This window comes from Methanohalobium sp. (assembly GCF_046546175.1).
Taxonomy (GTDB): Archaea; Halobacteriota; Methanosarcinia; order Methanosarcinales; family Methanosarcinaceae; genus Methanohalobium.
The window spans coordinates 1-21,255 of the sequence record NZ_JBKGYF010000012.1 but is presented as its reverse complement, the minus strand read 5'-3'; the positions used below and the strand labels follow the sequence as shown (position 1 = coordinate 21,255).

Annotated in this window: 27 protein-coding genes; 13 read left to right on the top strand and 14 right to left on the bottom strand. The window is 37.8% G+C overall.

The features are described 5' to 3' along the window. Window positions 1–18 precede the first annotated feature (18 nt). Together ACLFMM_RS02555 and ACLFMM_RS02550 are read right to left on the bottom strand one after the other, a co-directional pair. Window positions 19–843, bottom strand: coding sequence for a hypothetical protein (locus ACLFMM_RS02555; protein WP_410807148.1), 825 nt, complete (start codon window positions 841–843; stop codon window positions 19–21). A gap of 8 nt (window positions 844–851) precedes the next feature. After that, window positions 852–1,955 carry an inositol-3-phosphate synthase gene (locus tag ACLFMM_RS02550; RefSeq protein ID WP_410807147.1) on the bottom strand — a complete coding sequence of 368 codons (1,104 nt, stop codon included), beginning with the start codon at window positions 1,953–1,955 and terminating at the stop codon, window positions 852–854. Between the two features lie 306 nt (window positions 1,956–2,261). On the opposite strand from ACLFMM_RS02550, the gene ACLFMM_RS02545 reads away from it, so the two are divergent. The 9 genes from ACLFMM_RS02545 to ACLFMM_RS02505 all read left to right on the top strand — a co-directional run bounded on the left by ACLFMM_RS02545 (window position 2,262) and on the right by ACLFMM_RS02505 (window position 8,552). Beyond that, window positions 2,262–2,750, top strand: coding sequence for a ferritin family protein (locus ACLFMM_RS02545; RefSeq protein WP_410807146.1), 489 nt, complete (start codon window positions 2,262–2,264; stop codon window positions 2,748–2,750). A gap of 38 nt (window positions 2,751–2,788) precedes the next feature. Next, the gene (locus ACLFMM_RS02540; RefSeq protein ID WP_410807145.1) at window positions 2,789–3,994 is read left to right on the top strand and encodes an FprA family A-type flavoprotein; all 1,206 of its coding nucleotides are present in this window, start codon (window positions 2,789–2,791) and stop codon (window positions 3,992–3,994) included. A gap of 112 nt (window positions 3,995–4,106) precedes the next feature. Further along, window positions 4,107–4,415 (top strand): CGGC domain-containing protein, encoded by a 309-nt coding sequence (locus ACLFMM_RS02535; protein WP_410807144.1) that lies wholly within the window; start codon window positions 4,107–4,109, stop codon window positions 4,413–4,415. Between the two features lie 10 nt (window positions 4,416–4,425). Beyond that, window positions 4,426–4,794 carry an ATP-binding protein gene (locus ACLFMM_RS02530; RefSeq protein WP_410807143.1) on the top strand — a complete coding sequence of 123 codons (369 nt, stop codon included), beginning with the start codon at window positions 4,426–4,428 and terminating at the stop codon, window positions 4,792–4,794. A gap of 64 nt (window positions 4,795–4,858) precedes the next feature. Beyond that, on the top strand, window positions 4,859–5,308 hold the full coding sequence (locus ACLFMM_RS02525; protein ID WP_410807142.1) for an HPP family protein: 450 nt from the start codon (window positions 4,859–4,861) through the stop codon (window positions 5,306–5,308). Window position 5,309: 1 nt separating this feature from the next. After that, window positions 5,310–6,482, top strand: coding sequence for a cation:proton antiporter (locus ACLFMM_RS02520; protein WP_410807141.1), 1,173 nt, complete (start codon window positions 5,310–5,312; stop codon window positions 6,480–6,482). 53 nt (window positions 6,483–6,535) lie between these two features. Continuing rightward, window positions 6,536–7,051, top strand: a complete 516-nt coding sequence (locus tag ACLFMM_RS02515) for an HPP family protein (RefSeq protein ID WP_410807140.1) — start codon at window positions 6,536–6,538, stop codon at window positions 7,049–7,051. A gap of 5 nt (window positions 7,052–7,056) precedes the next feature. Beyond that, window positions 7,057–8,235: a cation:proton antiporter gene (locus ACLFMM_RS02510; protein ID WP_410807139.1), complete on the top strand. Its 1,179-nt coding sequence runs from the start codon at window positions 7,057–7,059 to the stop codon at window positions 8,233–8,235. A gap of 92 nt (window positions 8,236–8,327) precedes the next feature. Next, window positions 8,328–8,552, top strand: coding sequence for a hypothetical protein (locus ACLFMM_RS02505; protein WP_410807138.1), 225 nt, complete (start codon window positions 8,328–8,330; stop codon window positions 8,550–8,552). 228 nt (window positions 8,553–8,780) lie between these two features. On the opposite strand, the gene tes is transcribed toward ACLFMM_RS02505, so the two are convergent. Next, on the bottom strand, window positions 8,781–10,277 hold the full coding sequence (gene tes / locus ACLFMM_RS02500) for a tetraether lipid synthase Tes (protein ID WP_410807137.1): 1,497 nt from the start codon (window positions 10,275–10,277) through the stop codon (window positions 8,781–8,783). Between the two features lie 228 nt (window positions 10,278–10,505). Here tes and ACLFMM_RS02495 point away from each other — a divergent pair, with 228 nt between their 5' ends. Next, entirely contained in the window at window positions 10,506–10,862 is a 357-nt protein-coding gene (locus ACLFMM_RS02495; RefSeq protein ID WP_410807136.1) for an ArsR/SmtB family transcription factor, read from the top strand. Between the two features lies 1 nt (window position 10,863). Here ACLFMM_RS02495 and nikR read toward each other — a convergent pair whose 3' ends face one another. After that, a complete protein-coding gene (nikR, locus tag ACLFMM_RS02490; protein WP_410807135.1) occupies window positions 10,864–11,286 on the bottom strand; it encodes a nickel-responsive transcriptional regulator NikR in 423 nt (140 codons plus the stop codon). A gap of 171 nt (window positions 11,287–11,457) precedes the next feature. Between nikR and purC the strand changes: the two genes are divergently transcribed. Further along, the gene (gene purC, locus ACLFMM_RS02485; protein WP_410807134.1) at window positions 11,458–12,174 is read left to right on the top strand and encodes a phosphoribosylaminoimidazolesuccinocarboxamide synthase; all 717 of its coding nucleotides are present in this window, start codon (window positions 11,458–11,460) and stop codon (window positions 12,172–12,174) included. A 9-nt stretch (window positions 12,175–12,183) separates the two neighbouring features. On the opposite strand, the gene ACLFMM_RS02480 is transcribed toward purC, so the two are convergent. From ACLFMM_RS02480 to yciH, 3 genes are all read right to left on the bottom strand, one after another. Then, window positions 12,184–13,410 (bottom strand): Nre family DNA repair protein, encoded by a 1,227-nt coding sequence (locus ACLFMM_RS02480; protein WP_410807133.1) that lies wholly within the window; start codon window positions 13,408–13,410, stop codon window positions 12,184–12,186. Beyond that, window positions 13,407–13,781 carry a transcriptional regulator gene (locus ACLFMM_RS02475; RefSeq protein WP_410807132.1) on the bottom strand — a complete coding sequence of 125 codons (375 nt, stop codon included), beginning with the start codon at window positions 13,779–13,781 and terminating at the stop codon, window positions 13,407–13,409. The genes ACLFMM_RS02480 and ACLFMM_RS02475 overlap by 4 nt, the downstream gene beginning before the upstream one ends. A 223-nt stretch (window positions 13,782–14,004) precedes the next feature. After that, window positions 14,005–14,313, bottom strand: coding sequence for a stress response translation initiation inhibitor YciH (gene yciH, locus ACLFMM_RS02470; protein WP_013195559.1), 309 nt, complete (start codon window positions 14,311–14,313; stop codon window positions 14,005–14,007). 111 nt (window positions 14,314–14,424) lie between these two features. Here yciH and ACLFMM_RS02465 point away from each other — a divergent pair, with 111 nt between their 5' ends. Together ACLFMM_RS02465 and purL are read left to right on the top strand one after the other, a co-directional pair. Next, the gene (locus ACLFMM_RS02465; RefSeq protein WP_410807131.1) at window positions 14,425–14,778 is read left to right on the top strand and encodes a DUF192 domain-containing protein; all 354 of its coding nucleotides are present in this window, start codon (window positions 14,425–14,427) and stop codon (window positions 14,776–14,778) included. A 103-nt stretch (window positions 14,779–14,881) separates the two neighbouring features. Beyond that, window positions 14,882–17,029 (top strand): phosphoribosylformylglycinamidine synthase subunit PurL, encoded by a 2,148-nt coding sequence (gene purL, locus ACLFMM_RS02460; protein WP_410807130.1) that lies wholly within the window; start codon window positions 14,882–14,884, stop codon window positions 17,027–17,029. A gap of 12 nt (window positions 17,030–17,041) precedes the next feature. Here the strand turns inward: purL and ACLFMM_RS02455 are convergent, their stop codons facing one another. From ACLFMM_RS02455 to ACLFMM_RS02425, 7 genes are all read right to left on the bottom strand, one after another. Beyond that, window positions 17,042–17,695, bottom strand: a complete 654-nt coding sequence (locus tag ACLFMM_RS02455) for a metal-dependent transcriptional regulator (RefSeq protein WP_410807129.1) — start codon at window positions 17,693–17,695, stop codon at window positions 17,042–17,044. Further along, window positions 17,686–17,856, bottom strand: coding sequence for a hypothetical protein (locus ACLFMM_RS02450; protein ID WP_410807128.1), 171 nt, complete (start codon window positions 17,854–17,856; stop codon window positions 17,686–17,688). The genes ACLFMM_RS02455 and ACLFMM_RS02450 overlap by 10 nt, the downstream gene beginning before the upstream one ends. Further along, the gene (gene feoB / locus ACLFMM_RS02445; protein WP_410807127.1) at window positions 17,853–19,898 is read right to left on the bottom strand and encodes a ferrous iron transport protein B; all 2,046 of its coding nucleotides are present in this window, start codon (window positions 19,896–19,898) and stop codon (window positions 17,853–17,855) included. The genes ACLFMM_RS02450 and feoB overlap by 4 nt, the downstream gene beginning before the upstream one ends. Before the next feature lie 202 nt (window positions 19,899–20,100). Then, the gene (locus tag ACLFMM_RS02440; RefSeq protein ID WP_410807126.1) at window positions 20,101–20,400 is read right to left on the bottom strand and encodes a hypothetical protein; all 300 of its coding nucleotides are present in this window, start codon (window positions 20,398–20,400) and stop codon (window positions 20,101–20,103) included. An 18-nt stretch (window positions 20,401–20,418) separates the two neighbouring features. After that, window positions 20,419–20,757, bottom strand: a complete 339-nt coding sequence (locus ACLFMM_RS02435) for a flavodoxin family protein (protein ID WP_410807125.1) — start codon at window positions 20,755–20,757, stop codon at window positions 20,419–20,421. A 138-nt stretch (window positions 20,758–20,895) separates the two neighbouring features. Next, window positions 20,896–21,105, bottom strand: a complete 210-nt coding sequence (locus tag ACLFMM_RS02430; RefSeq protein WP_410807124.1) for a TRAM domain-containing protein — start codon at window positions 21,103–21,105, stop codon at window positions 20,896–20,898. 50 nt (window positions 21,106–21,155) lie between these two features. Further along, on the bottom strand, window positions 21,156–21,248 hold the full coding sequence (locus ACLFMM_RS02425) for a TRAM domain-containing protein (RefSeq protein ID WP_410807165.1): 93 nt from the start codon (window positions 21,246–21,248) through the stop codon (window positions 21,156–21,158). Between the last annotated feature and the right edge of the window lie 7 nt (window positions 21,249–21,255).

Here is a 21,255-nt window from a genome sequence, read left to right as displayed (position 1 = left end):
TTTTTACTTTATTATTTTTCAGGCAAAAGTATATCCTTCTTTTTTATAAATACCAGGCAAATCCCTCAAAAATTTGAAATCTGAAAGTGTATTCAACGCACGGAAGGTAGCTACCAAGGCTATAACACTATCTAGTGCATCCCCTTCGATGTCTTCTATTGCTAATTTTTTAACTTTAGATGACAACTTAAAAATGCTACTAAAATACTCAACTATACCGGCACGGGAAACATGTTCCTTTTTAGTTTTACCTTTGTAAGGATTGTAGAGTTTTTCCTGTTTCAGAGTGCAGGCTGGACAGATTTCAATCAACCATGATTTTTCCATTTCAGGATACTGCATAGGCAGGATTGATACATAATTTCCCTCTATTAATGGATTTATAATATCTCTTATACAGTAAAAGGTCTGTTTATAGAGTCGTAAATTATAGACACAGAATGGGGCTTTTTTATCAATATCTGTAAAACGTTTGAGTTCTTTGTATCTGGTTTTTTTGCGGCATGAATCCCGAAAATCTTCTGGGGTTTTGTACTGCGATGGAAATTTCCGGATAAAACTTTTCCAGTTATTGTTCCCGGTAAGAGACCCCGGAACTCCAAACGGTACATCAAGACCAAAAATAGCATCAGAGTTATTCGCAATAAAATCCTTAAGAATATTATGACATGAATTTCTGTCTTTTTTTTGTTTATCATCCAGAAAATCAGATATTTGCCAGCAGTTATTTATTAACAGATCATCCCCATTAATGGTTCCTTCACTAATCCAGATTTTCTGGCAAGCGTTTTCTGCACCACTGAAATCTACGCCGTATACCTTTTGTTTAGTTGTGTTTGACATTTGATGGTTCAATACTTCCGTTTTCCATTGATGAATTCATTTGTCATATCATAGGCTTCATTATCCGAATACTGGATTGGTGGATGCTTCATAAAATATGCAGATGGTGAATACAGGACTCCACCCTGCCCTCTGTCAATGGCAAGTTTGCAGCATCTTATAGCATCGATAACAACCCCGCCCGAATTGGGAGAATCTTCTACAGATAATCTCATTTCAAGATTCATCGGAACGTCTCCGAATAACCTGCCCTCCATTCTCAGGAAACAGACCTTGTTATCCTTTTGCCATGCAACATAGTCACTTGGTCCCACATGGATATTATCATCGTCCAGCCGTTCATTAAGAACTGATTGAACAGCCTCTGTTTTGGATTCTTTTTTGGAATTGAGTCTATCTCGGTTGAGCATATTCAGGAAATCAGTGTTTCCACCGGTGTTTAACTGATAGGTTCTGTCCAGTTTAACTCCACGATTACTGAATAAATGAGATAATGTCCTATGAACGATTGTGGCTCCAATCTGTGCCTTGATATCATCACCGATTATAGGGATACCATTATTCTTGAATTTATCCGACCATTCTTGCTTACTTGCAATGAATACAGGCATACTGTTTATAAAAGCTACGCCAGCTTCAAGCGCACACTCTGCGTAAAACTTGGTTGCTTCTTCAGAACCCACAGGTAGATAGTTAACAATCATCTCAGCTCCTGAATCTTTAAGGGTTTTGACGACCTCTCCTTTATTGGGTTCCTTTTCATCACTTAATACAAAGGCGTTCCTTTCATTGTAATTTTTCATATGGTCTGAATATCCATCCAGCACTTTGCCCATACTGACCTTTACACCGGATACTGGGATATCGTCACAGAACACAGTAGTACAGTTTGGAGACTCAAAAATAGCCTCAGAAATATCTTTTCCTACTTTCCTTTTATCAATATCAAAAGCAGCTACGACTTCTATATCAGATGGTTTGTAACCTCCGATTTCCCAGTGCATCAGACCAATAGCGTCTCTATCATTATATTTCCTGTAGTACTCGATACCCTGAATCAATGAACTCGCACAGTTGCCAATCCCTGCAATTGCGATTTTGATTTTGTTCATCACATTACCTCTTGATTAAAATAATTATTATACAGAAAAATGTCTATTTTTATAAATGTTATCCAATCCCTTAATGTTGACAGTTAAATAAAAAGTTTTCTAAATCGAAAAATTTATGAATTAATTTTCGGGCACAGGCAAGACACAAAATATCTGCATATTTGATAGGTGGAAAGCTATTTAAATTTACAATTATATTAATTCTCTTGGGTGAGCTGTGGACTAATCTATATGTAGCATTCAATAATTTATAATATTTTTGATAAACAACATATTAACCTATTAATATGAATTAAAGGTGAACATATGAGCAATATACTGGATGAAATCGACAAAGACCTTAATAAGATAGAATCAATTGAAGAAGCAATTGATATGGCGATAACCCTTGAACAGCAAGGTAGAGAATTTTATCTTGACATGGCATCCAAGATAAAAAATCCCGGTGTAAAGGATATGTATAGATATCTGGCAGATGAAGAAAAAAAACATGAGGAATATCTAACGCAGTTCAAGAATGACATGTCACCTGTGCTGGAAGAAGAGGAAGACCTTCCGGATTTCAAGGTATCCTTTTCTTCAGAATTCGATGACAGGCTTGATGAAATAGGTGTGCTTCTTGGAGCACTGCGTTTGGAGCGAAAGAGCGAAGATCTCTACAAAAAACTTGCTGAAATGACCGGTGACATGGAGCAAAAGCACTTTTTTGAAAAAATCGCATCTGTTGAAAGAGGCCATTATGAAATAATTGAGGGCTTACTGGATACTTCCACTGGTTTCAGGATGCAAACCTGATATAAACTTAGATTTTAGTAGAAATAGAGGTGTTATCAGTGGGGTATGAATATAGTCCTGTAAAACTGGCTGATGGTGTGTATTCAGTAGGAGTTATTGACTGGAACCTGCGTGATTTTCATGGATATGAAACCCCTAAAGGAGGGACATATAATTCTTATTTAATAGTGGATGATAAAATCGCATTGATTGATACTGTAAAGTCCCAGTTTTCGGAAGGCTTGATAAATTCCATCAGACAGATTGTGGACCCATCAAAAATTGATTATGTAATCTCAAACCACGTGGAAATGGACCATTCGAGTTCATTATCCGAGATTATGAAACTGGCACCCGGTGCAAAAATATATGCCAGTAAACGCGGTAAAACCGGTCTATTTGAGTATTATAAAGAAGAAGGCTGTGAAAACTGGGATATTGAAGTTGTAAGTACAGGTGATGAATTAAATCTTGGAAACAAGACATTGATGTTTATCGAAGCAGTGATGCTTCACTGGCCGGACAGCATGCATACATATCTGAAAGAAGATAAAATACTTTTTTCAAATGATGCCTTTGGGCAGCATATAGCCACATCCCAGAGGTTTGATTATGATGTAGGTGATGTAATAGATGATGCAGCCGAGTACTACGCCAATATACTGATGCCGTTTGGTTCGCAGGTACTCAAATATTTTGATAAGGCAGAAGAATTGGGTCTTGAATTCAATATGATTGCGCCTTCACACGGGATTATCTGGAAAGAGCATATCGATGATATTTTAAGAGCCTACAAGAGCTGGGCATCAGGTGAAACGGTTCCTAAAGTACCGGTTATCTATGATACCATGTGGGGAAGTACCGAAATGATGGCAAAAGAAGTTCTTGAAGGTATAAGAAGTGCCGGTGTAGAAACAGAACTCCTTCACCTTCGCAAAAACAATCTCAGTCTGATAATAAAAGAAATACTGGACGCACCTGTGATTGCATTGGGTTCAACAACCATTAATAACGGTATGTTTCACAGTGTTGCAGGTTTTCTGACCCATCTGAAAGGTCTCAAACCCAAAGGTAAAAAAGCGGTTGTCTTTGGTTCATACGGATGGGGCGGTGGAGGAGTACAGAGAGCAGAAGATGAGCTTGATAAGGGTGGTTTTGAACTACTGGATAAAGGGCTCAAGGTCAAATTCAGACCTGATGAAGAAGACCTGAAATTTTGCAGGGAACTCGGAGTTCGTCTTGCAGAAGTAGCTAAACATGAATAACCCTTTGTCTTTATTTTTTAGTGTTCTATAAATATGACATATTAAAAACGGCGGTGTTAATGTTAACAGCGTTAGCAACACAGATGAAACAAATAATCAAAAAATAGCAGTTGTGAGATGTGAGACCGTTTCAGAAGTTTGTCCTGGAATAGGGTGTTTTAAGGCATTTAATAACAGAAAAGTCTATTTTAAGGATTATGATAATAATGCGGAAATGATAGCGTTTTTTACATGTGGTGGATGTTCGGGTCGTCGTGTATACCGTTTGGCAAAATCACTCAAAAAATACGGTGCAGATGTTGTTCATCTGAGTTCATGCATGACGAATATGAATGATTATCCCGAATGTCCTTATGTAAAAACTATAAAACAGACAATAAAGGATAATGGAATCAAAGTAATCGAAGGCACCCATCACTAAAAGGGATAATATGGTTAAAAGAAATATTGTTAAAATTGATGAAGAAAAATGCAACGGCTGCGGTAAATGTGTAACACCATGTGCAGAAGGTGCAATCCAGATGGTTGACGGGAAAGCTAAAGTTGTATCCGAAGAACTTTGTGATGGGATGGGTTTTTGCGTAGGAGTCTGTCCTACTGGAGCATTAACCATAGAACAGAGGGATACGGTAGAATTTAACCAGGAAAAAGCGGAATCCCATGAAAAGAACACTGACAGTACAATAAGCTGTTTTATATGCGGACAGGGTGAAACCACAGGATATCTGATGCCGCTTCGTCATGAAATGGAAAGTCTCTGGGTATGTACACGATGTCTGCCAAAATTAATTCATGGTTAACATTTTCACTTTACCTTAAAATATATAACATTTAATACAGTTTAATGAGGGTTTTGAGTATTCTATGGTTGATAAAAACAATTTTAATGAAGTCAAGATAAATGAAATCATGACTAAATCCCTGGTGACTATAAATGAAACCGACACTATAGAAGATGTTCTGGAATTGCTGAAAAATTACCATTTCCATACCTATCCAGTTGTAAATGACAACCATGAGCTTGTTGGAGTTGTCAATCAGGATGTCCTCCTGGAAATCCTTTTACTTGACAGGATAAAAGGTACCAAAAATACTCATAGGGTAGCCATAAAATCGATGAGTGAAAACATAAAAGGTATCATGGGGCGCCATCCACTTACCCTTACAACAGATTCCAATCTGCATCATGCTGCAGATTTGATGGTCAAGCATAAAGTAAACCATTTATATGTAGTGGAAAACAGTAAACTTGTTGGGGTATTATCCAAAAGAGATATTATAAACCATGTTTACAGGATAAGGGGACTTTATTGAAATGGAGACCATCCTGCTGATATTTATAATCATTTTCCTGGCAAAAGTACTGGGTGAGTTTTTTGAAAGAACAGGATTTTCCAGTATACTAGGAGAAATATGTGCAGGGATTCTTTTAAGTGTCGTGTTGCTGTCGCATGACCCTGAAATATTTTCTTTTTTTGCAGAACTTGGTGCTATATTTTTACTGTTTACAGCCGGTTACAAAGAAGTACATCTACAGGAGCTCAGGTCAGCATCCAGTAAAGCTATCATTCCCACAATAACCCAGATAGTTTTTGCATTTTCATTCGGGTTTTTGCTGGGATTAATATTCAATTTTCAGGTTCTTGAAAGTCTTTTCATGGCAGTTGCTTTCAGTGCCACCAGTATAGGGGTTCTTGTAAAAGTTCTTATCGATTACAATTATCTATCAAGCAAACCCGGCTCACTGATGCTTACATCGGCAATTTTTGATGATATTGCAGGAATTTTTATGCTATCTATAGTGGTTACTTTTGCGGAATTGCAGCAATTACCGTCTTTTTCACAGATTTTTATTATATTTGTCAAGATGGCCTTTTTTATGGTATCCATGGCTGTACTGGGATTTAAAATATTTCCCAGGGTATTTGACTATGTCCAGAAAATGCATGTCAAGGAATCTATATTCGCATTTGTAATCATTATTGCGTTATTTTCAGCCTATTTTGCAGAAGCTTTTGAATTACATGCAGTAGTCGGGGCGTTTGTGGGCGGAATTGTACTGTCAAGGATTCCACTGGCTAAAATAGAAGATGTACAGAGCAAGGTCAGTGGTTTGAGCTACGGAATATTTACACCAATATTTTTTGCTTATATTGGATTTACTGTTGACTTGGCAGTTATTGGAGCTGCTGGTTTGTTTACAGTTCTTGTCGTGGTAATGGCACTGCTGGGCAAACTGATGGGTGGATTCATCGGTTCAAAACTTGTTGGCCTGGATTCATCAGACAGTTTGATATTTGGTATAGGCGTAATGCCCAGAGCAGGTATAGAACTTGTTGTGATAACAATTGGCAGAAACAGAGGAATTATAGGTAATGAAATTTATTCTGCAATTGTTTTAATGGTAATTGTATCAATTATCGTATCACCAATGTTACTAAAATTTGCAATCAACACAAAAGAAAAATCTGCACTTCCATCATCTTAAACCCATGATTATAAAATTAGTAACTACTATAAAATCTGCAGTATGGGTTGTTTATGGTAAAAATAAACAAAATAAAAGGAAAAATATTTCCAGAACTGAATAACAGTTCAGGTTCGGATGGAGATAGACAAACAATGTCTGATAAATGTCAAAATATAGGAATAAAAGATATCATTAAAAAAGATGTGGTTACGATATCAGAAGATGATTTGATTGTGGATATAATCAATATGTTTACAAGCCATCGGTTTCATTCCTATCCTGTTCTTAATGCGAAGGGAAAATTGACAGGAGTAATCAATCAGAATACTATTCTTAAAATTATGCTTTTTCATATTGTACCCCAGACAGGTCATACGAATTTGGCATTAAAATCCCTAAGCAATGATGCTAAGGGTATCATGGATCCGCATCCTATTAAGGTGAGCCTTGATAGCAATCTATGTGATGTTGCAAAAATGATGGTAAAGCATAATGTCAATCAGGTTTTTGCGGTGGATAATGACAGATTGATAGGTATTGTATCCAAACTGGATGTGATAAATGAAATCTATAAAATAAGGGGTTAAATTGAATGGATATTATACTCCAGATCCTTCTAATTGTCTTTCTGGCAAAGGTATTTGGAGAAATCAGTTCTAGGTTCGGACTTCCGTATGTACTGGGTGGGATACTGGCAGGAATAGTCGTTGGTCCTTTTCTGGTTAATTCAAACAATGAAATATTGTCCTTTTTCGCGGAACTGGGTGCTATATTCCTATTTTTTACGGCAGCATACAATGAGGTAAGTATCAGGAATATACAGACATTATCAAAATACACGGTAATACCCACATTTACCCATATATTGTTCGGTTTTGTTTCTGGATATATACTGGGTTATGTGTTTGGTTTCGGATTTCTGGAAAACATTTTCATGGGGGTCGCATTCAGCTCTACCAGTATAGGTTCAGTAGTAAATATGCTGATTAGCTGTGATTACCTCTCCAAAAACCCCGGACCTGAAATGCTGTCATCTGCCATATTGAACAATTTTGTAGGAGTTATTATGCTGGGTATAGTTGTAAGTATTGCAACTTACCACCAGTTACCATCAGGTACAGAGGTTTTAACAATTATATCTGGAATTATATGGTTTCTGGTTATTATGGTGATCCTGGGTTATAAGGTGTATCCTGTTTTTTTTAAATATGTCCAGAGAATGCATATCCAGGAATCGATTTTTGCGTTTATTATTATCATAGCACTCCTGTCTGCATATCTTGCAGAGATATTCGGATTGCATTCAGTAATCGGAGCATTTATTGGAGGTTTGCTTCTGTCAGAAGTTCCGCTTGCAAAGATTGAAGATATACAGAGCAAGGTAAGCGGTTTTTCCTATGGTGTATTTATACCCATATTTTATGCTTTTATAGGAATGTCGATAGATTTCAGCATACTCCAAACAAGTGGTTTGTTAACCGTGCTTGTGATTGTTCTGGCTCTTATTGGTAAATTGATTGGTGGTTTTGTTGGCTCACGGATATTAAATGTCAATTCTTATGACAGTCTGATATTTGGAATTGGTTCAATGCCGAAGGCAGATGTTGAGCTTGTGGTTATATCAATAGGTTTGAGTATGGGTGTGATTGGTGATGAGATATATTCTGCAATTGTTCTGATGGTGGCTACCTCTGTTGTAGTATCTCCAGTATTGCTAAAATATGCAATAAGAGCCAAAGAAGATGCAAGGATTGAATGTAAGGGAGTATAAAATCATGTATCAACGGTTTTTACCTGAATATTACTACATACCAATATGTAATTAGAAATAAAATTAAACATTAAATGAACACAGGCTAAACCATGGAGAAAAAACACATTGAAAGGTTCTTGGAATTCCTTATAGTAGGAATTGGAATGGGAGTAGTGGAAGACCTATTAGCAGTTAAAATTGCAACAGGAGTTGTTATAGATATTAATGTCATAATTGTCGTCACATTGGTAGCAATTCCTTTTGCAGCTTTTTCTGAACTTATAGTAGATAGGGAGGATTTTAAATTCTTAAAAAGGAATAATAAAAGGGAATAAGCCCCTGATAAAGACTGTAAGTTCCACGGGATAGCTGTAACATAAACGCCGAATACAACAATCATGGTTGCAAAAATCTCTCATCTGCCATCTTTCAGGGGAACAGAGTATTTAACAATACCCTTATTGTTTCTGCAATAGGGATAACAGGGTAATTTCCATTCACGGAAACTTTTTGTTATATATCTATTTGTGGTTAATTGACAATCAAAAAAAGAAGAATAGAAGTTACTGGTTTTTAGCCTTTGCAACTTCATAGGGTTGTGAGAATTTGGCTTCCACTTCTTCTCGGTGCAGAGTGTTGTATGTACAGAATGGGATGGCTCTTCCGTCCGGTGTTGCATAATGTACTCCACATCTCTGAATCCGCTCAATATCGAAATTGTAGTTGTCCTGGAAATGCATGCTACCAAGGAAGAGAGTATTTCTGTGGAATTCCTTTGTGGCTTCACTGGCACCTCTAACAAGGACATTGACAATCAATTTGGTGACATTGACAGAGCGCGGACTTTTATCCGAATCTATAAATTTCGGTACCCTTCTGGCGACTTTGGCAAGAGCTCTTACTTTGGCGCTTCTGTTTGCACCGTTTTCATAGTATTCATCTGTCACTTCATCTAGGAAATTCATCAATCCTTCTACATCTATGAAATCTGTAATAGGTATGAATTTTCCATCTTCTACATATACATATGTACCTGCACCACAGTGCTGATGACATGTAAGAGCGGGGATATTTTCCTTACGTATAGCAGAAATAAATCTTGAAACCGGAACCACAAAAGGTACCGGGTACCATGAGTTTACCGGTATCTCTCCATTGGTCTGTTCATCAACGAGTTTGAACAGGTCAGGTATGGTGATTCTCTTTTCTTCCCGTTCTTCACGATTTATGCGTCCTGTAAATGATATGGGCTGGAAATTGATTCCCTTGATAATATCCAGATGTTCTGATGCAAACCGGATCATATCCCCAACCTGCTGGTCGTTCACTCCTTTTGCGAGGGTTGGGACAAGTGTTATGCTTTTAATACCTGCTTTACGGCAATTTTCTATCACCTGCTGTTTTATAGGTAATGCATTGAAACCTCTAACCATCCTGTAGGGTTCTTCGGTAACACCGTCAAACTGGAAGTAAAGTGTATGGAGACCTGCATCCTTGAGTTTCTTGGTAAATTCAAGGTCTTTTGCCAGCCTTATACCATTGGTTGCAATCTGTATCTGTATGAACCCCATTTCTTTTGCCATGGAAATAATATCAGGCAGATCGTCGCGGACAGTAGGTTCTCCGCCGGAAAACTGGACAGCATAACATGGAGTTGGTTCTTCATCTCGAAGCATCTGGAGCATATCACGAACCTGTTCAAAGGTAGGTTCGTAAATGTAACCTCTTTCCTTTGCATTTGCAAAACAGATAGGACAGTTGAGGTTGCACCTGTTTGTAAGGTCGATATTTGCCAGAATAGTGTTGGTTTTGTGTGTCGAACAAAGTCCGCAATTTTGCGGACAATGGGAATCTTCAGGTGTCATCGGATTTGTAACTCCTTCACCATCCCTTTTAACTGAATCAAATTTTTTGTATAATTCGGCGTCTGACCAGTAAACGTCTTTATAGTATCCATGGTCGCTGCATTCTTTTTCTATCATTATTTTGCCGTCTTCTTCATAAACAGTGGCATCTATTAAATCGCAGCATTCTGGACAAAGTGATTTTGTATGCTTCATGTAAGTATCTCCTGTAGTCTAAATATTCTTATTTTATTTGAACTTTTTTTGTTATTCTATATTATCTGGGTGATAAAATTGTTAATATGAAATCATCAGGTAATTATATCGTTTTATATAGGTATTTGAAGTTTTTTCCTATTTATATTAGGATACAATAAAAAATTATTGAAGTGAATATCGTAACCCAAAAAATATTAATCTATTAGTAACTTTTAAAGGATTACAATGACCAGCAAACAAAATGTTACATTTTTTGGATCCTATTCCATTTCTAACGAATCCCTTGATAAAGTTCATGCTGTCATGTTTGAAGATGTAGATGATATTGTGTATCTTTTTAAAGTTCTCTCTGACCCTATAAGGCTCAAAATCTTAAAAGCACTTGAAATACAGGAGTTATGTGTATGTGTGCTTGTGGAAATCACTGATTATAAGTATTCAGCGCTGTCCTATCACTTGAAGTTGTTAAAGGATGAGAACCTTGTGAGTTCAAGACGTGATAAAAGTTTTCAGACATACTATCTGACAGATTTTGGACATGAACTCCTGAAATCTATAGATAAAGAATTCAGAGATTTGTGAATTAGGTTTCATCTGAGGGTTTGGCGGTGTTTAGTTTTGAATATTTTACACCTTTTAGAGCCATTACCTTCTCACCAAATTCCTTAAAACTGGAACCTTCACCATCCAGTATGATTACCTCAAGACAATTCTCATGGTCGAGATGAATATGCACCGACGATTGGATGATGTCGGAATGTTCATGCTGGATATCGGTAAGTGTATTTGAAAGCCCGCGTTTGGTATGGTCATACATTAAAGTAAATGTGCCAACACGCCTGCCTTTTATATCGCTCATCCATTCATGGCGGACGATATAATTTCTGATTGCATCTCTAATTCCTTCTGAACGTGAGGAATATCCTCTTTTTTCGATGATTTCATCGAATTTAGTTAATAGATTTTCAGGCAATGATACTCCTATTCTCATTAGGTCTTGTTCCATTCAACCACCTGTATTTGTCAATTGTATTTTATTTTTTATGCATTATGTAATTAATATTTTATGAATTAATAACACTGAAGTTATTTAAAGTAGTTTTGTATATTAATTGTGATACTTTTATAAAGGGATATGTATATTGTACTAGGTATAGGAACTAACGGGTGTTTTAAAATGGAAAAGAAAGAATTCTTATATTCAGGGAAAGCAAAAACCATCTACAAAACCGATGATGAAAATAAACTTGTTGTTGAATTCAGGGATAGTCTGACAGCATTTGACGGAAATAAGAAAAGTGAGGCTGAAAATAAAGGTTATTACAATGCTCAGATATCAAAGAAATTGTTTGAAATGCTTGAATCCAATGATATAAAAACCCATTATCTGGATATGTTATCAGACACTGAAATGCTTGTTGAATCTGTAGAAATTATACCTATCGAAGTTATTGTAAGGAATATTGCAGCGGGTTCAATAACAAAGAAATATCCTATAGAAAAGGGCATTCATTTTGAAAATCCAATACTGGTTCTGGATTACAAAAGTGATGAATACAGTGACCCTATGATCAATGAAGACATAGCAGTAGCACTTGGTATTACTGATTATGAAGAAATTAAAAAGCTCCGATCCCTTGCACTCAAAATAAATGAATTGCTGGTTGACTACTTGGGTAAATGCAATCTATTGCTCCCTGATTTCAAACTTGAATTTGGCAGGAAGGACGGACAACTACTTCTGGCTGATGAAATATCCTGTGATACATGTAGGCTCTGGGACAAAGAAACAAGGGAATCAATGGACAAAGATGTCTTCCGGTATGATACAGGAGACCTGTCAAAGGTTTATGAAAAAGTAGCAAGACGCATCGTTCCTGACATATTTAATTAATTTTCTTTTTTAAAACAGGAAATCACCAAATGTCTTCTGTGACTGTACATCTGAAAGCAGTTTCATTTTACTTTTCCACTCTGGGTACGGGGTTTTTATACGGGTGGATATATTCGACATAGCATTATCTATTGAATCAAAAGTTTTTGGAGTGTTCTGGAGCGCCTGACGAACTCCTTCTCTTACCACCCAGACACCAAGCGGTGCCCAGTAATCAGGTCGGATTTCCCGGATGATAAATATCGATGCCTGTCTCTTTATATTGTTAAGATATTCCAGTGCACCCATGCGGGCTGCATAATATCCGCCAGATAGTGGTGAATATTTGGTTTTGCCACTAAATTTTTCATAATCTACACCTATCCATCTGGAATCACCGGACCATACCGATTTAGGGAGCCAGATTTCAACCAGTTCAAAGGAAAAGTTTCTTGGGACAAACAGAATTTCAAAATGGTTCCCGAATATCTCTCCACTGAATAGTTTGATATCATTTATCTGGGGATAATCGATGATAGAACTGATGATGTCTTTGCCTGCCATATCATCAACAGCAGTAATAGACCACCTGGTTGGAACCAGACATCTGTCCTTCCCGAGCAATCCGATTGATAACAGGCGTGTAATATGTTCTGTGGATATGTTTTTATTGATAAGCTCAGAAACACTGTCTTTTGCCAGTGCATCGGTATCATACACAAGATAATCAACTTTTTTAGGTACACTGGGATTTTCAGTAATCTCAAAATTTTTCAGCGCGGCAGAAGGACCGGTAGTTGTAAGTACACTGTCGAATCTAAGATTATTTTCGATTGATTTGCTGTACCATGCTTCTGTATCAACTGGATTTTTTGATAAGGCAAGTTCCTGTGATTTTAAAATAAGACTGTTTTCAGATAAATCGTCCCTAATGTTTACATAGGTGTTTGACCTGACCAGCTGAGAGCGCATGGATATTATGTCCTGGATATCCATTCCAAGCCATGCATCAGGTGAATCCATGATTGCAGAATCATTCCTATTTATCTGCGGGGGTATCATAGGTCCGGCAGAAACATCTGGATATCCGTGTCTCCCTACAAATACAGCAGGGGGTGATGCACCAAAAACTGAATCGTTTTTGGGTATCTTCGAGCTTATGGATTCGATAGAGGCAAATCTTTCAAGTATAGGACATTTCGGTCGTCCACAAAGCTTTTTTCCTTTACACTTGATACATCGATTGCTGGATTTCAATGCTGATCCCGGTCATCTTCCAGTTCATCACATAAAATGCAGTAACCGGCTTCAGGTGCATTTTTATATAGCCAGCCTGATTTTTGCACTAGTTTACAGACACGGCACATGCCTTCTGTTTTTTCTTTTATGGTGAGCCCGTTTATAAGCTCAGACGCAAATTTACTGAGCTCTTTGTTGGTGGCTTCTGAAAATCCTACACCTGCACCGCGTTTCAGGCTTACATACTGGGAAACAGCAGCACGTGAAAGTCCCAGTATGTCTGCAACTTCATTTTGAGAGCATCCATACTCAAACATCATTACACGAACAAGTTCAGCTCTGATGGACGGCAGGACTTTCTGCACCATGATTTCGCATGGAGGTTTCATAATATATACTTCCCTTTAAACGCCTATTGATAATGGTGAACCCAATTATACTGCCAAATTATTGCTTATGTATATAAATAGAATATTGTGAAGTAAACAAAAATTTTGGATAAGAAATCAGTCCAAAATTTGATAGTAGGTTCATGGTTTCATTTATGTAATTTAGTTTTTATAAACAAACAGTTAAATTGTCACATAGCTGTGTATGTACCCCTTGCCCCAATTAATCTTTAATCTGGTCTGGAGAAAATCCTTTTGCAACAAGGACATCTTTCATCCGGGAACGATGGTTTCCCTGTAATTCAATGGCATTTCCTCTTACAGTACCGCCACATGCGAATTTGGATTTGAGATATGTGGCAAGTTCATTCAGGTCTATTTCATTTGCATCTAAACCTTCCACAATGGTGACTTCTTTACCATATCTTCGTCTGTTAACTTTGACTGTAATCCTCTGTTGTTCTTTTGCTACTTCTTCGCATATGCAAAGTTCTTTAGGCAATCCACAAACTGAACACATTTCCGAACTCATTTTTCTGGTTTTTCCTCCGCTTTTATATTAAGGTATTTGCAAATATTTTAATTTACAAAGTTTTATATGAGTTTGTATATTTATATAAATAGTAAATAAGAGTAAACAAATATGATATTAAAATCTAATGGTAAAACAATTGCATCAGATGTGGAATTTGCAAAGACTTTCTTTTCACAATCAAGAGGTTTAATGTTTAAAAAGGACATTTCTGATAATTATGCACTTGTTTTTGTATTCGATAAACCTAAAAAAGCTTCTGTTCATATGTTTTTTGTTAGATTTTCCATAGATGTATTGTTCCTTGATGATGATAAAAGAATAATAAAGGCTGTAAATCTTAAACCATGGACGGGAATTTCATCTTCAAAAAAGAAAGCCAGATATATCATTGAGATGAAAAAGAACAATATATCAGAACACGGTCTGGTGGAAGGAGAACGGTTGTTCTTTGATGTAGCGTAAATATAAGTATAATTTATAGAGTAACAATAATCAACCTGAAAAGTAACCTTTATTTAATTATATTCTGTGTTCATGATACGATTGATTGGTAAGAGGTTCATTAATGCTACCTGAAAATGACCTGAAAATAATAACAGAAGAAATGGGACGAGAACCGAACCTAGTTGAACAAGGATGTTTTTTAAATCTCTGGAGTGAACACTGTTCTTATCGCTCAAGTGCTCCATTACTTAAATCATTCACTTCATCCGGTGAAAGGGTTGTAATCGGACCCGGAGATGATGCAGCTATAATAGAATTCGATGATCAATGGGTACTTGCTCTGGGTATGGAAAGCCATAATCATCCGTCTTATGTGGACCCCTATAATGGAGCAGCTACAGGTGTTGGGGGGATAGTGCGTGACATTCTCTCCATGGGAGCGCGTCCAATAGCACTCATGGATCCACTCTATTTCGGACCGCTGAATAATTCAAAAAACCTGTATCTATTTGAACATATTATCGAAGGCATCGCAGGTTATGGTAATTGTATAGGAGTACCTGTAGTTAGAGGTGAAGCGTTTTTTGATGATTCCTATAGTGGAAATCCTCTGGTAAATGTTGTGTGTGTAGGTCTTGCACACAAAGATAATCTGGTGACAGCAAAGGCGGAAAAAGCTGGAAACAAACTTATACTAATGGGGGCAACAACTGGTCGTGACGGTCTCGGAGGAGCTTCATTTGCATCCAGAGACCTCTCAGAAGAAGCAGAATCTGAAGAACGTCCAAGTATTCAGATAGGTGACCCGTTCACAGAGAAGCTATTGATCGAATCTACTCTTGAAGGGATTGATAAAGGATATGTTAAATCATGCCGGGACCTTGGGGCAGCTGGTATAGTAGGTGCCAGTTCAGAAATGGCATCCAAAGGGAATCTGGGTGCATATATGTTTCTTGATAATGTTCCGCTCTGTGAGTCCGGTATGAAACCCTTTGAAATCCTTATAGCAGAATCCCAGGAGCGTATACTTCTGGAGGTTGAACCGGATGATGTAAATCTCATGCTTGATGTTGCTGAAAAATATGATCTCAGTGCCAGCGTGATAGGGGTATTAAAAGAAGATTCGAATTATACAGCAGAATTTGAGGGTGAAATTGTAGCGGATATACCGGTCAAACTCCTGACAGAAGGCTGTCCTACTTTTGAACGACCATCTAATCATCCTGTTCTTCAAAACCGGGGTGAAAAACCTGAGTTACCTTTGGATTTAAAAGTGACCATTCTTGATGTGATATCTTCGTATAATACAGCATCAAAAGACTGGATATACAGTCAATATGACCATGAAGTCCAGATAAGGACATCTGTAAAATCCGGTGATGATTCAGGAGTACTGCGGATTTCAGGTAATAAAGGACTGGTCATGTCCTGCGGATGCAATCCCAGGCATACGTTACTTGACCCCTATAAAGGAGGTAGAGGGACAATTTTTGAAAATGCCATGAATCTGGCGGTTAAAGGTGGAATAGGTATAGCGATTGTGGACTGTCTCAATTTCGGGAATCCTGAAAAAGGCGATATTTACTGGCAGTTTAAACAGGCTATACTCGGTCTTGGTGATTGTGCACGCGAACTTTCGATACCAGTTGTAGGAGGGAATGTATCATTATATAATGAAAGTGAAGAACGCGGAACTGCAATAGCACCGACACCTTCCATAGGTTTGGTCGGGGTTACTGACGATGTGACATTGACACCCCCTTCACATTTTGTCAATGAAGATGATACGATTATACTGGTAGGCGAAACCCGTGATGAGCTTGGAGGGTCGGAGTATTACAACCTGTATGGTTACCGTTCATATGGTAGTGTACCAGAGGTGCCTAAAAATGCGGATTTTATACTGGATGCGATAAGGAGTGCAGTTCTCAGCGGCAGGGTCAGTGCTTCACATGATCTATCCTCTGGAGGTCTTGTTGTAGCATTATGTGAGATGTGTGATGGAATCGGTGCCGAGGTGAACCTGAATTCAGTAGGCAATGGCTTGCGTGTAGATGATGTACTATTCTCTGAATCACACGCAAGAGCTATAATCGCTACATCAGAACCTGAATATGTCAGAGATTTACTAAATGATGTACCACATGCAATCATCGGTAATACCGGTGGAGACCTGCTGGCAATATCCTATGCAAACACAGAAATTGTCCTCTCCCTTGAAGAAATATCAAACGCAAGGATGAGTTTAAAAAGGTTGATGACAGAATGACTGGATATTCAGTCATCTGTTTTCTATTCTTACAAATATGTAATCCGCCATTTCTTTGTCCACAGCGTAACGGGTCTGGTCCAGATCAAAAACATATGACGGATATGACTGTACCAGGGTGACCGGCATACCTGGCAGAACTCCCATGGACATTAGTTTCTGCAATTTTTCATTATCCTGTATTTCAAAATATGCGATTTTGCCCTTTTGATTGAGTTTTAATGCAGAAAGGGGTTCGACAATACTGCTTACTTCCTTCTGTCCCTTTCTGCAACATTCACCCTTTGGTATGGGATTTCCATGGGGGCATGTTCGTGGATGTCCCAGCAGGATACATACCTTGTCATCGACACCGTCGTGTAATATATGTTCGAATTCACATGCTGATTTATGTACTCCCTCTTTTTTATCCAGTACATCTACCAGCAGCCTTTCAGCGAGTCTGTGACGTCTGACAACATTTTTTGCGTTAAGGTATCCCTCGTATTTTAAAACAATTTTTGAATCCGAAAATAAATCAATGTTGTCCAACTCCAATAATTCCTGGATTTCAGGGGAATCTTTGTCCAGTTCCAGTGACTCAAGTTCGATAGAATTTTGTCCGTGTTCCTGGGAACATATCCACAACCTTTCCAGAACTTCTTCCGCATCTTCGGTTATTTCCATTTGAACAACCCTCTTAGTTTTTTTATCAGTTTTGCTTCAGTTACAATTTCATAATCGCAATTAGGACAGCGCTGCATATTGCAGGAATGCAATCTTCCGCATCCCGTACACTGAGCATTGTCCGGTTCAGTAAATTCGTATCCACACATCGGGCATTTCATAGTGTAACTCCGAGAATGTTCATTATATTGTTGACAACAAATCCTACAAAGAAGGCGAAGGGGAATATGAAAGCTGCCATTGCAAGTGCAATTTTAAGACCTCTTTCTTTAAGAGTCATCATAAACTGGGCTATACACGGCATGAATAATGTCAGCGTGACTGCTGCAACGAGCAAATCCACACCGTCCATTAATCCAGTTTTGTTCAGTTCGTATAATCCTGCTGCCCCAAAGTCCCGCCTAAAGAACCCCAGTAAGAAAACATCAGCTGCTTCAGAAGGCAGTCCTATCCACTGGGAAGGGTATTTTAAAAGATCTATAAGGAGTCCAAATATTCCCGTCAGTTTACCAATCCATATCAGCACGCTTGCAATTATGAACAGTGGCATCACCTCAAGGAAGTACCATTGCATCCGGGAATATGTTTTAATAAGTACATTGGATAGTTTAGGTACTTTCAGGGAAGGCATTTCCAGAAAGAAACTCGGTTTTTCACCGGGTAGAACCTTTGCAGCAATGTACCCGATAAACAGGAATTCCAGAACCATTACCACAGCCCAGAGTAGAAGTGCCATTGGCTTTGCAGACATTATTCCAAGTATTACACCAAGCTGTGCAGAACATGGTATAGCAAGTGATAGTAGCAGGGTTGTTAATATCTTCTCACGTGGTTTTTCAAGGGTACGGGTTACCATAGTAGCCATTGTACCGCATCCGAATCCCAGTACGAGGGGTATTACTGCTCTGCCGCTGAGCCCTATTTTTTTGAACACCCTGTCAATTAGCATGGCAAGTCGGGGGAGATATCCAGAATCCTCGATTATCGAAAAAACCAGGAAAAAAGCACCCACTATAGGAAGTATCAATGCGATTGCATAGGTTAGAGCTAGGTTTAGAATCCCATAGTCACCAACAAAAAGGCTCTGTACTACAGGATATGGAACAAGAGCGTTAAAATTTTGAGTCACCCAGGGGATGATATATTCTCCGAACAATACACCTTCAAGAAAGTCTACCACAGTACCTGCTGCAAATACACCTACAAATTGATACATTCCAAAATAAAGAACAAGGAACAGTATAGGAATGCCTGTCAATGGTTTCGAAATAAGGTGGTCGATACGTTTTTTTATATTTGAATCGGTATCTTCATAACTTTTATTATCTGTAGCTTCTGAACCTGTATAGGATGAAGTTGTACTTTTTTTCATTACAGTGTTGACTATTCTATTAGTAATGTGTTGCCTTTCAACTGTCATTATATAGTTGATAGGGCTGTTGAATTTGTTTTCTGTATTTGAAACGATATTTTTTATGGCAGTGGTATCCTCTCCCTGTTTCTGTATTAGGTCAAATGCCACCTTATCTTTCTGGAGAAGCAACTGGGAAATGGACCGTTTTGATACTTCATAATCACCATGTAGACAGGATTCAATGTCTTTTATTGCTTTTTCTATGTCGTTGTTGTATTCGATTGTAAAATCCTGTGGGTTTGAATTGTATTGTGATATCGTTTTTTTAAGCTCCGGTATACCCTTCCCTTTGTTTGAAACAGCAGGTATGACCGGTATTTTGAGTATTTTTTCAAGTTTTTGTGTATCAATTCTGATACCGCGTTCTGCTACTTCATCCATCATATTAAGTACCAAAATAAGCGGTTTGCCTGCTTCTATTAATTGCAGAGTGTGGGGTAACATCCTTCTCAGGTTCTTGGCGTCGACTACATGGATATAAAGAGAAGCTTTTTCGAAAAAAAGCCTTTGTGCAACACGTTCTTCCTCTGTGATGGGCATCAGTGAATAACTACCAGGAGTATCGATAATTTCATATTTCTTGTTACCTATCATCCCGTTTCCTTTACTGATCTCTACAGTTGTACCGGGGTAGTTGGAAGCAATGGCATAACTATCTGAAAGGGCGTTGAAAATGACGCTTTTCCCGACATTAGGACTGCCAACCAGTACAATTCTGTTTGAACTATCTGATGTGGTATTAGGGGTATTACAACAGGTCAGAGGTTTTGTAGTGAATGGAAATTTCATAGACCATCTCCTCATATTCGGTCAGATGAATCATATTTGGTCATCCTAAACTTGCATGATGATACGTAAATATATAATGATATATAAGCTTTTAGTCAGGTAAATATTATTAGCCGGACCAAAAAACAATAGAATTATTTTGCAACATCAACAATAAAACAGGTCTAAATCCAAGAAAAAAAAAAGCAAAAATTAGTAAACTTTATTCACTTTCTTTTTTGGCATCTTCATATAGTTTGTTAATATCAGTAGGTATGGGGTTATCCTTTATAAGTTTGGCAAAATATACAAGGTTGTGGACCATGAAACGGATAGTTTTGTTGGTGTAAAGGTGTTTTTGGCCACCTGCTTCTATATAACTTGGACCGGGACCAGCAGGTCCGAGCCAGTATGAATCCACGTTTGGTGGTACAGTGCATCCCAGATGTGTTAGATTGAACAATGTATTGGATGCTACATTATGTGCTCCATCCTCATTACCGGTAACAATTACACCAGCCACTTTACCATACAATGGGAACTACCCGGTTTCTGGGTCTGCTTCCATATAAGTTCCATCCAGCCGTTCCATCACTTTTTGCAGCAATGAGGACCTTACCCCGAACCATATTGGTGACCCCATAATCAGGATGTCGGTTTCTTTGATTTTGTTTAATATGTCAGGCCATTCATCACCTTCACCTTCATATGATGTGACCCCGACCGGAATATTGTAATCTGCTACACGGATAACCTCTGTTTCAACACTCTGCTCTTCGAATAACTTAACAGCTTTGTTAATCAGAGCTCTTGTATTTGAAACTTCTGGAGACCTTTTAAGAGTACAATTTAAAAATAAGGCTTTGAGTGTCGTAATCAATATATTGGCTATATTGATTTAAATAATTTTTTAAAGGGCTATACTCCAAGCTAATACCTATTAATGCTAAAAAAAGTTAAATTCTGGGTTAGATGTTGAATTATCAACCCATAATGTTCTGTATGTTAATGACAAATATTATTGTGCTACTTTTTCAGCAAAAGCGAATTTTCTCAAAACCTTGGATATTTTAATATTTTCAGTATCTCCGACCTGTGTGTCAGGAACGAATATGACAAAACCATTAATTCTGGCAATACCGTCGCCTTCTCTGGCAATATCTTCAATTGTTACTTCATGGGTCTCACCGGCTTCAACCGGAGCAGTAGATTCAGTGTCTCTATACAAATTAATACACGTCCTTAAATATTCAATGTCTAATTAATTGGTTTGTAATTTTATTCTACTTTTTCAGCAAAAGCGAATTTTCTCAAAACCTTGGTTATTTTAATATTTTCAGTATCTCCGACCTGTGTGTCAGGAACGAATATGACAAAA

Coding starts and splice junctions, on each gene's coding strand:
- ACLFMM_RS02525 (WP_410807142.1), top strand. CDS start 4,859: ATGGTTGATAAAAACAATTTTAATGAAGTCAAGATAAATGAAATCATG.
- ACLFMM_RS02450 (WP_410807128.1), bottom strand. CDS start 17,856: ATGAAATGCCCGATGTGTGGATACGAATTTACTGAACCGGACAATGCT.
- ACLFMM_RS02495 (WP_410807136.1), top strand. CDS start 10,506: ATGACCAGCAAACAAAATGTTACATTTTTTGGATCCTATTCCATTTCT.
- ACLFMM_RS02515 (WP_410807140.1), top strand. CDS start 6,536: ATGGTAAAAATAAACAAAATAAAAGGAAAAATATTTCCAGAACTGAAT.
- ACLFMM_RS02530 (WP_410807143.1), top strand. CDS start 4,426: ATGGTTAAAAGAAATATTGTTAAAATTGATGAAGAAAAATGCAACGGC.
- ACLFMM_RS02455 (WP_410807129.1), bottom strand. CDS start 17,695: ATGGAAATAACCGAAGATGCGGAAGAAGTTCTGGAAAGGTTGTGGATA.
- ACLFMM_RS02465 (WP_410807131.1), top strand. CDS start 14,425: ATGATATTAAAATCTAATGGTAAAACAATTGCATCAGATGTGGAATTT.
- feoB (WP_410807127.1), bottom strand. CDS start 19,898: ATGAAATTTCCATTCACTACAAAACCTCTGACCTGTTGTAATACCCCT.
- ACLFMM_RS02505 (WP_410807138.1), top strand. CDS start 8,328: ATGGAGAAAAAACACATTGAAAGGTTCTTGGAATTCCTTATAGTAGGA.
- tes (WP_410807137.1), bottom strand. CDS start 10,277: ATGAAGCATACAAAATCACTTTGTCCAGAATGCTGCGATTTAATAGAT.
- nikR (WP_410807135.1), bottom strand. CDS start 11,286: ATGGAACAAGACCTAATGAGAATAGGAGTATCATTGCCTGAAAATCTA.
- yciH (WP_013195559.1), bottom strand. CDS start 14,313: ATGAGTTCGGAAATGTGTTCAGTTTGTGGATTGCCTAAAGAACTTTGC.
- ACLFMM_RS02545 (WP_410807146.1), top strand. CDS start 2,262: ATGAGCAATATACTGGATGAAATCGACAAAGACCTTAATAAGATAGAA.
- ACLFMM_RS02520 (WP_410807141.1), top strand. CDS start 5,310: ATGGAGACCATCCTGCTGATATTTATAATCATTTTCCTGGCAAAAGTA.
- ACLFMM_RS02475 (WP_410807132.1), bottom strand. CDS start 13,781: ATGAAACCTCCATGCGAAATCATGGTGCAGAAAGTCCTGCCGTCCATC.
- purC (WP_410807134.1), top strand. CDS start 11,458: ATGGAAAAGAAAGAATTCTTATATTCAGGGAAAGCAAAAACCATCTAC.
- ACLFMM_RS02555 (WP_410807148.1), bottom strand. CDS start 843: ATGTCAAACACAACTAAACAAAAGGTATACGGCGTAGATTTCAGTGGT.
- ACLFMM_RS02510 (WP_410807139.1), top strand. CDS start 7,057: ATGGATATTATACTCCAGATCCTTCTAATTGTCTTTCTGGCAAAGGTA.
- purL (WP_410807130.1), top strand. CDS start 14,882: ATGCTACCTGAAAATGACCTGAAAATAATAACAGAAGAAATGGGACGA.
- ACLFMM_RS02550 (WP_410807147.1), bottom strand. CDS start 1,955: ATGAACAAAATCAAAATCGCAATTGCAGGGATTGGCAACTGTGCGAGT.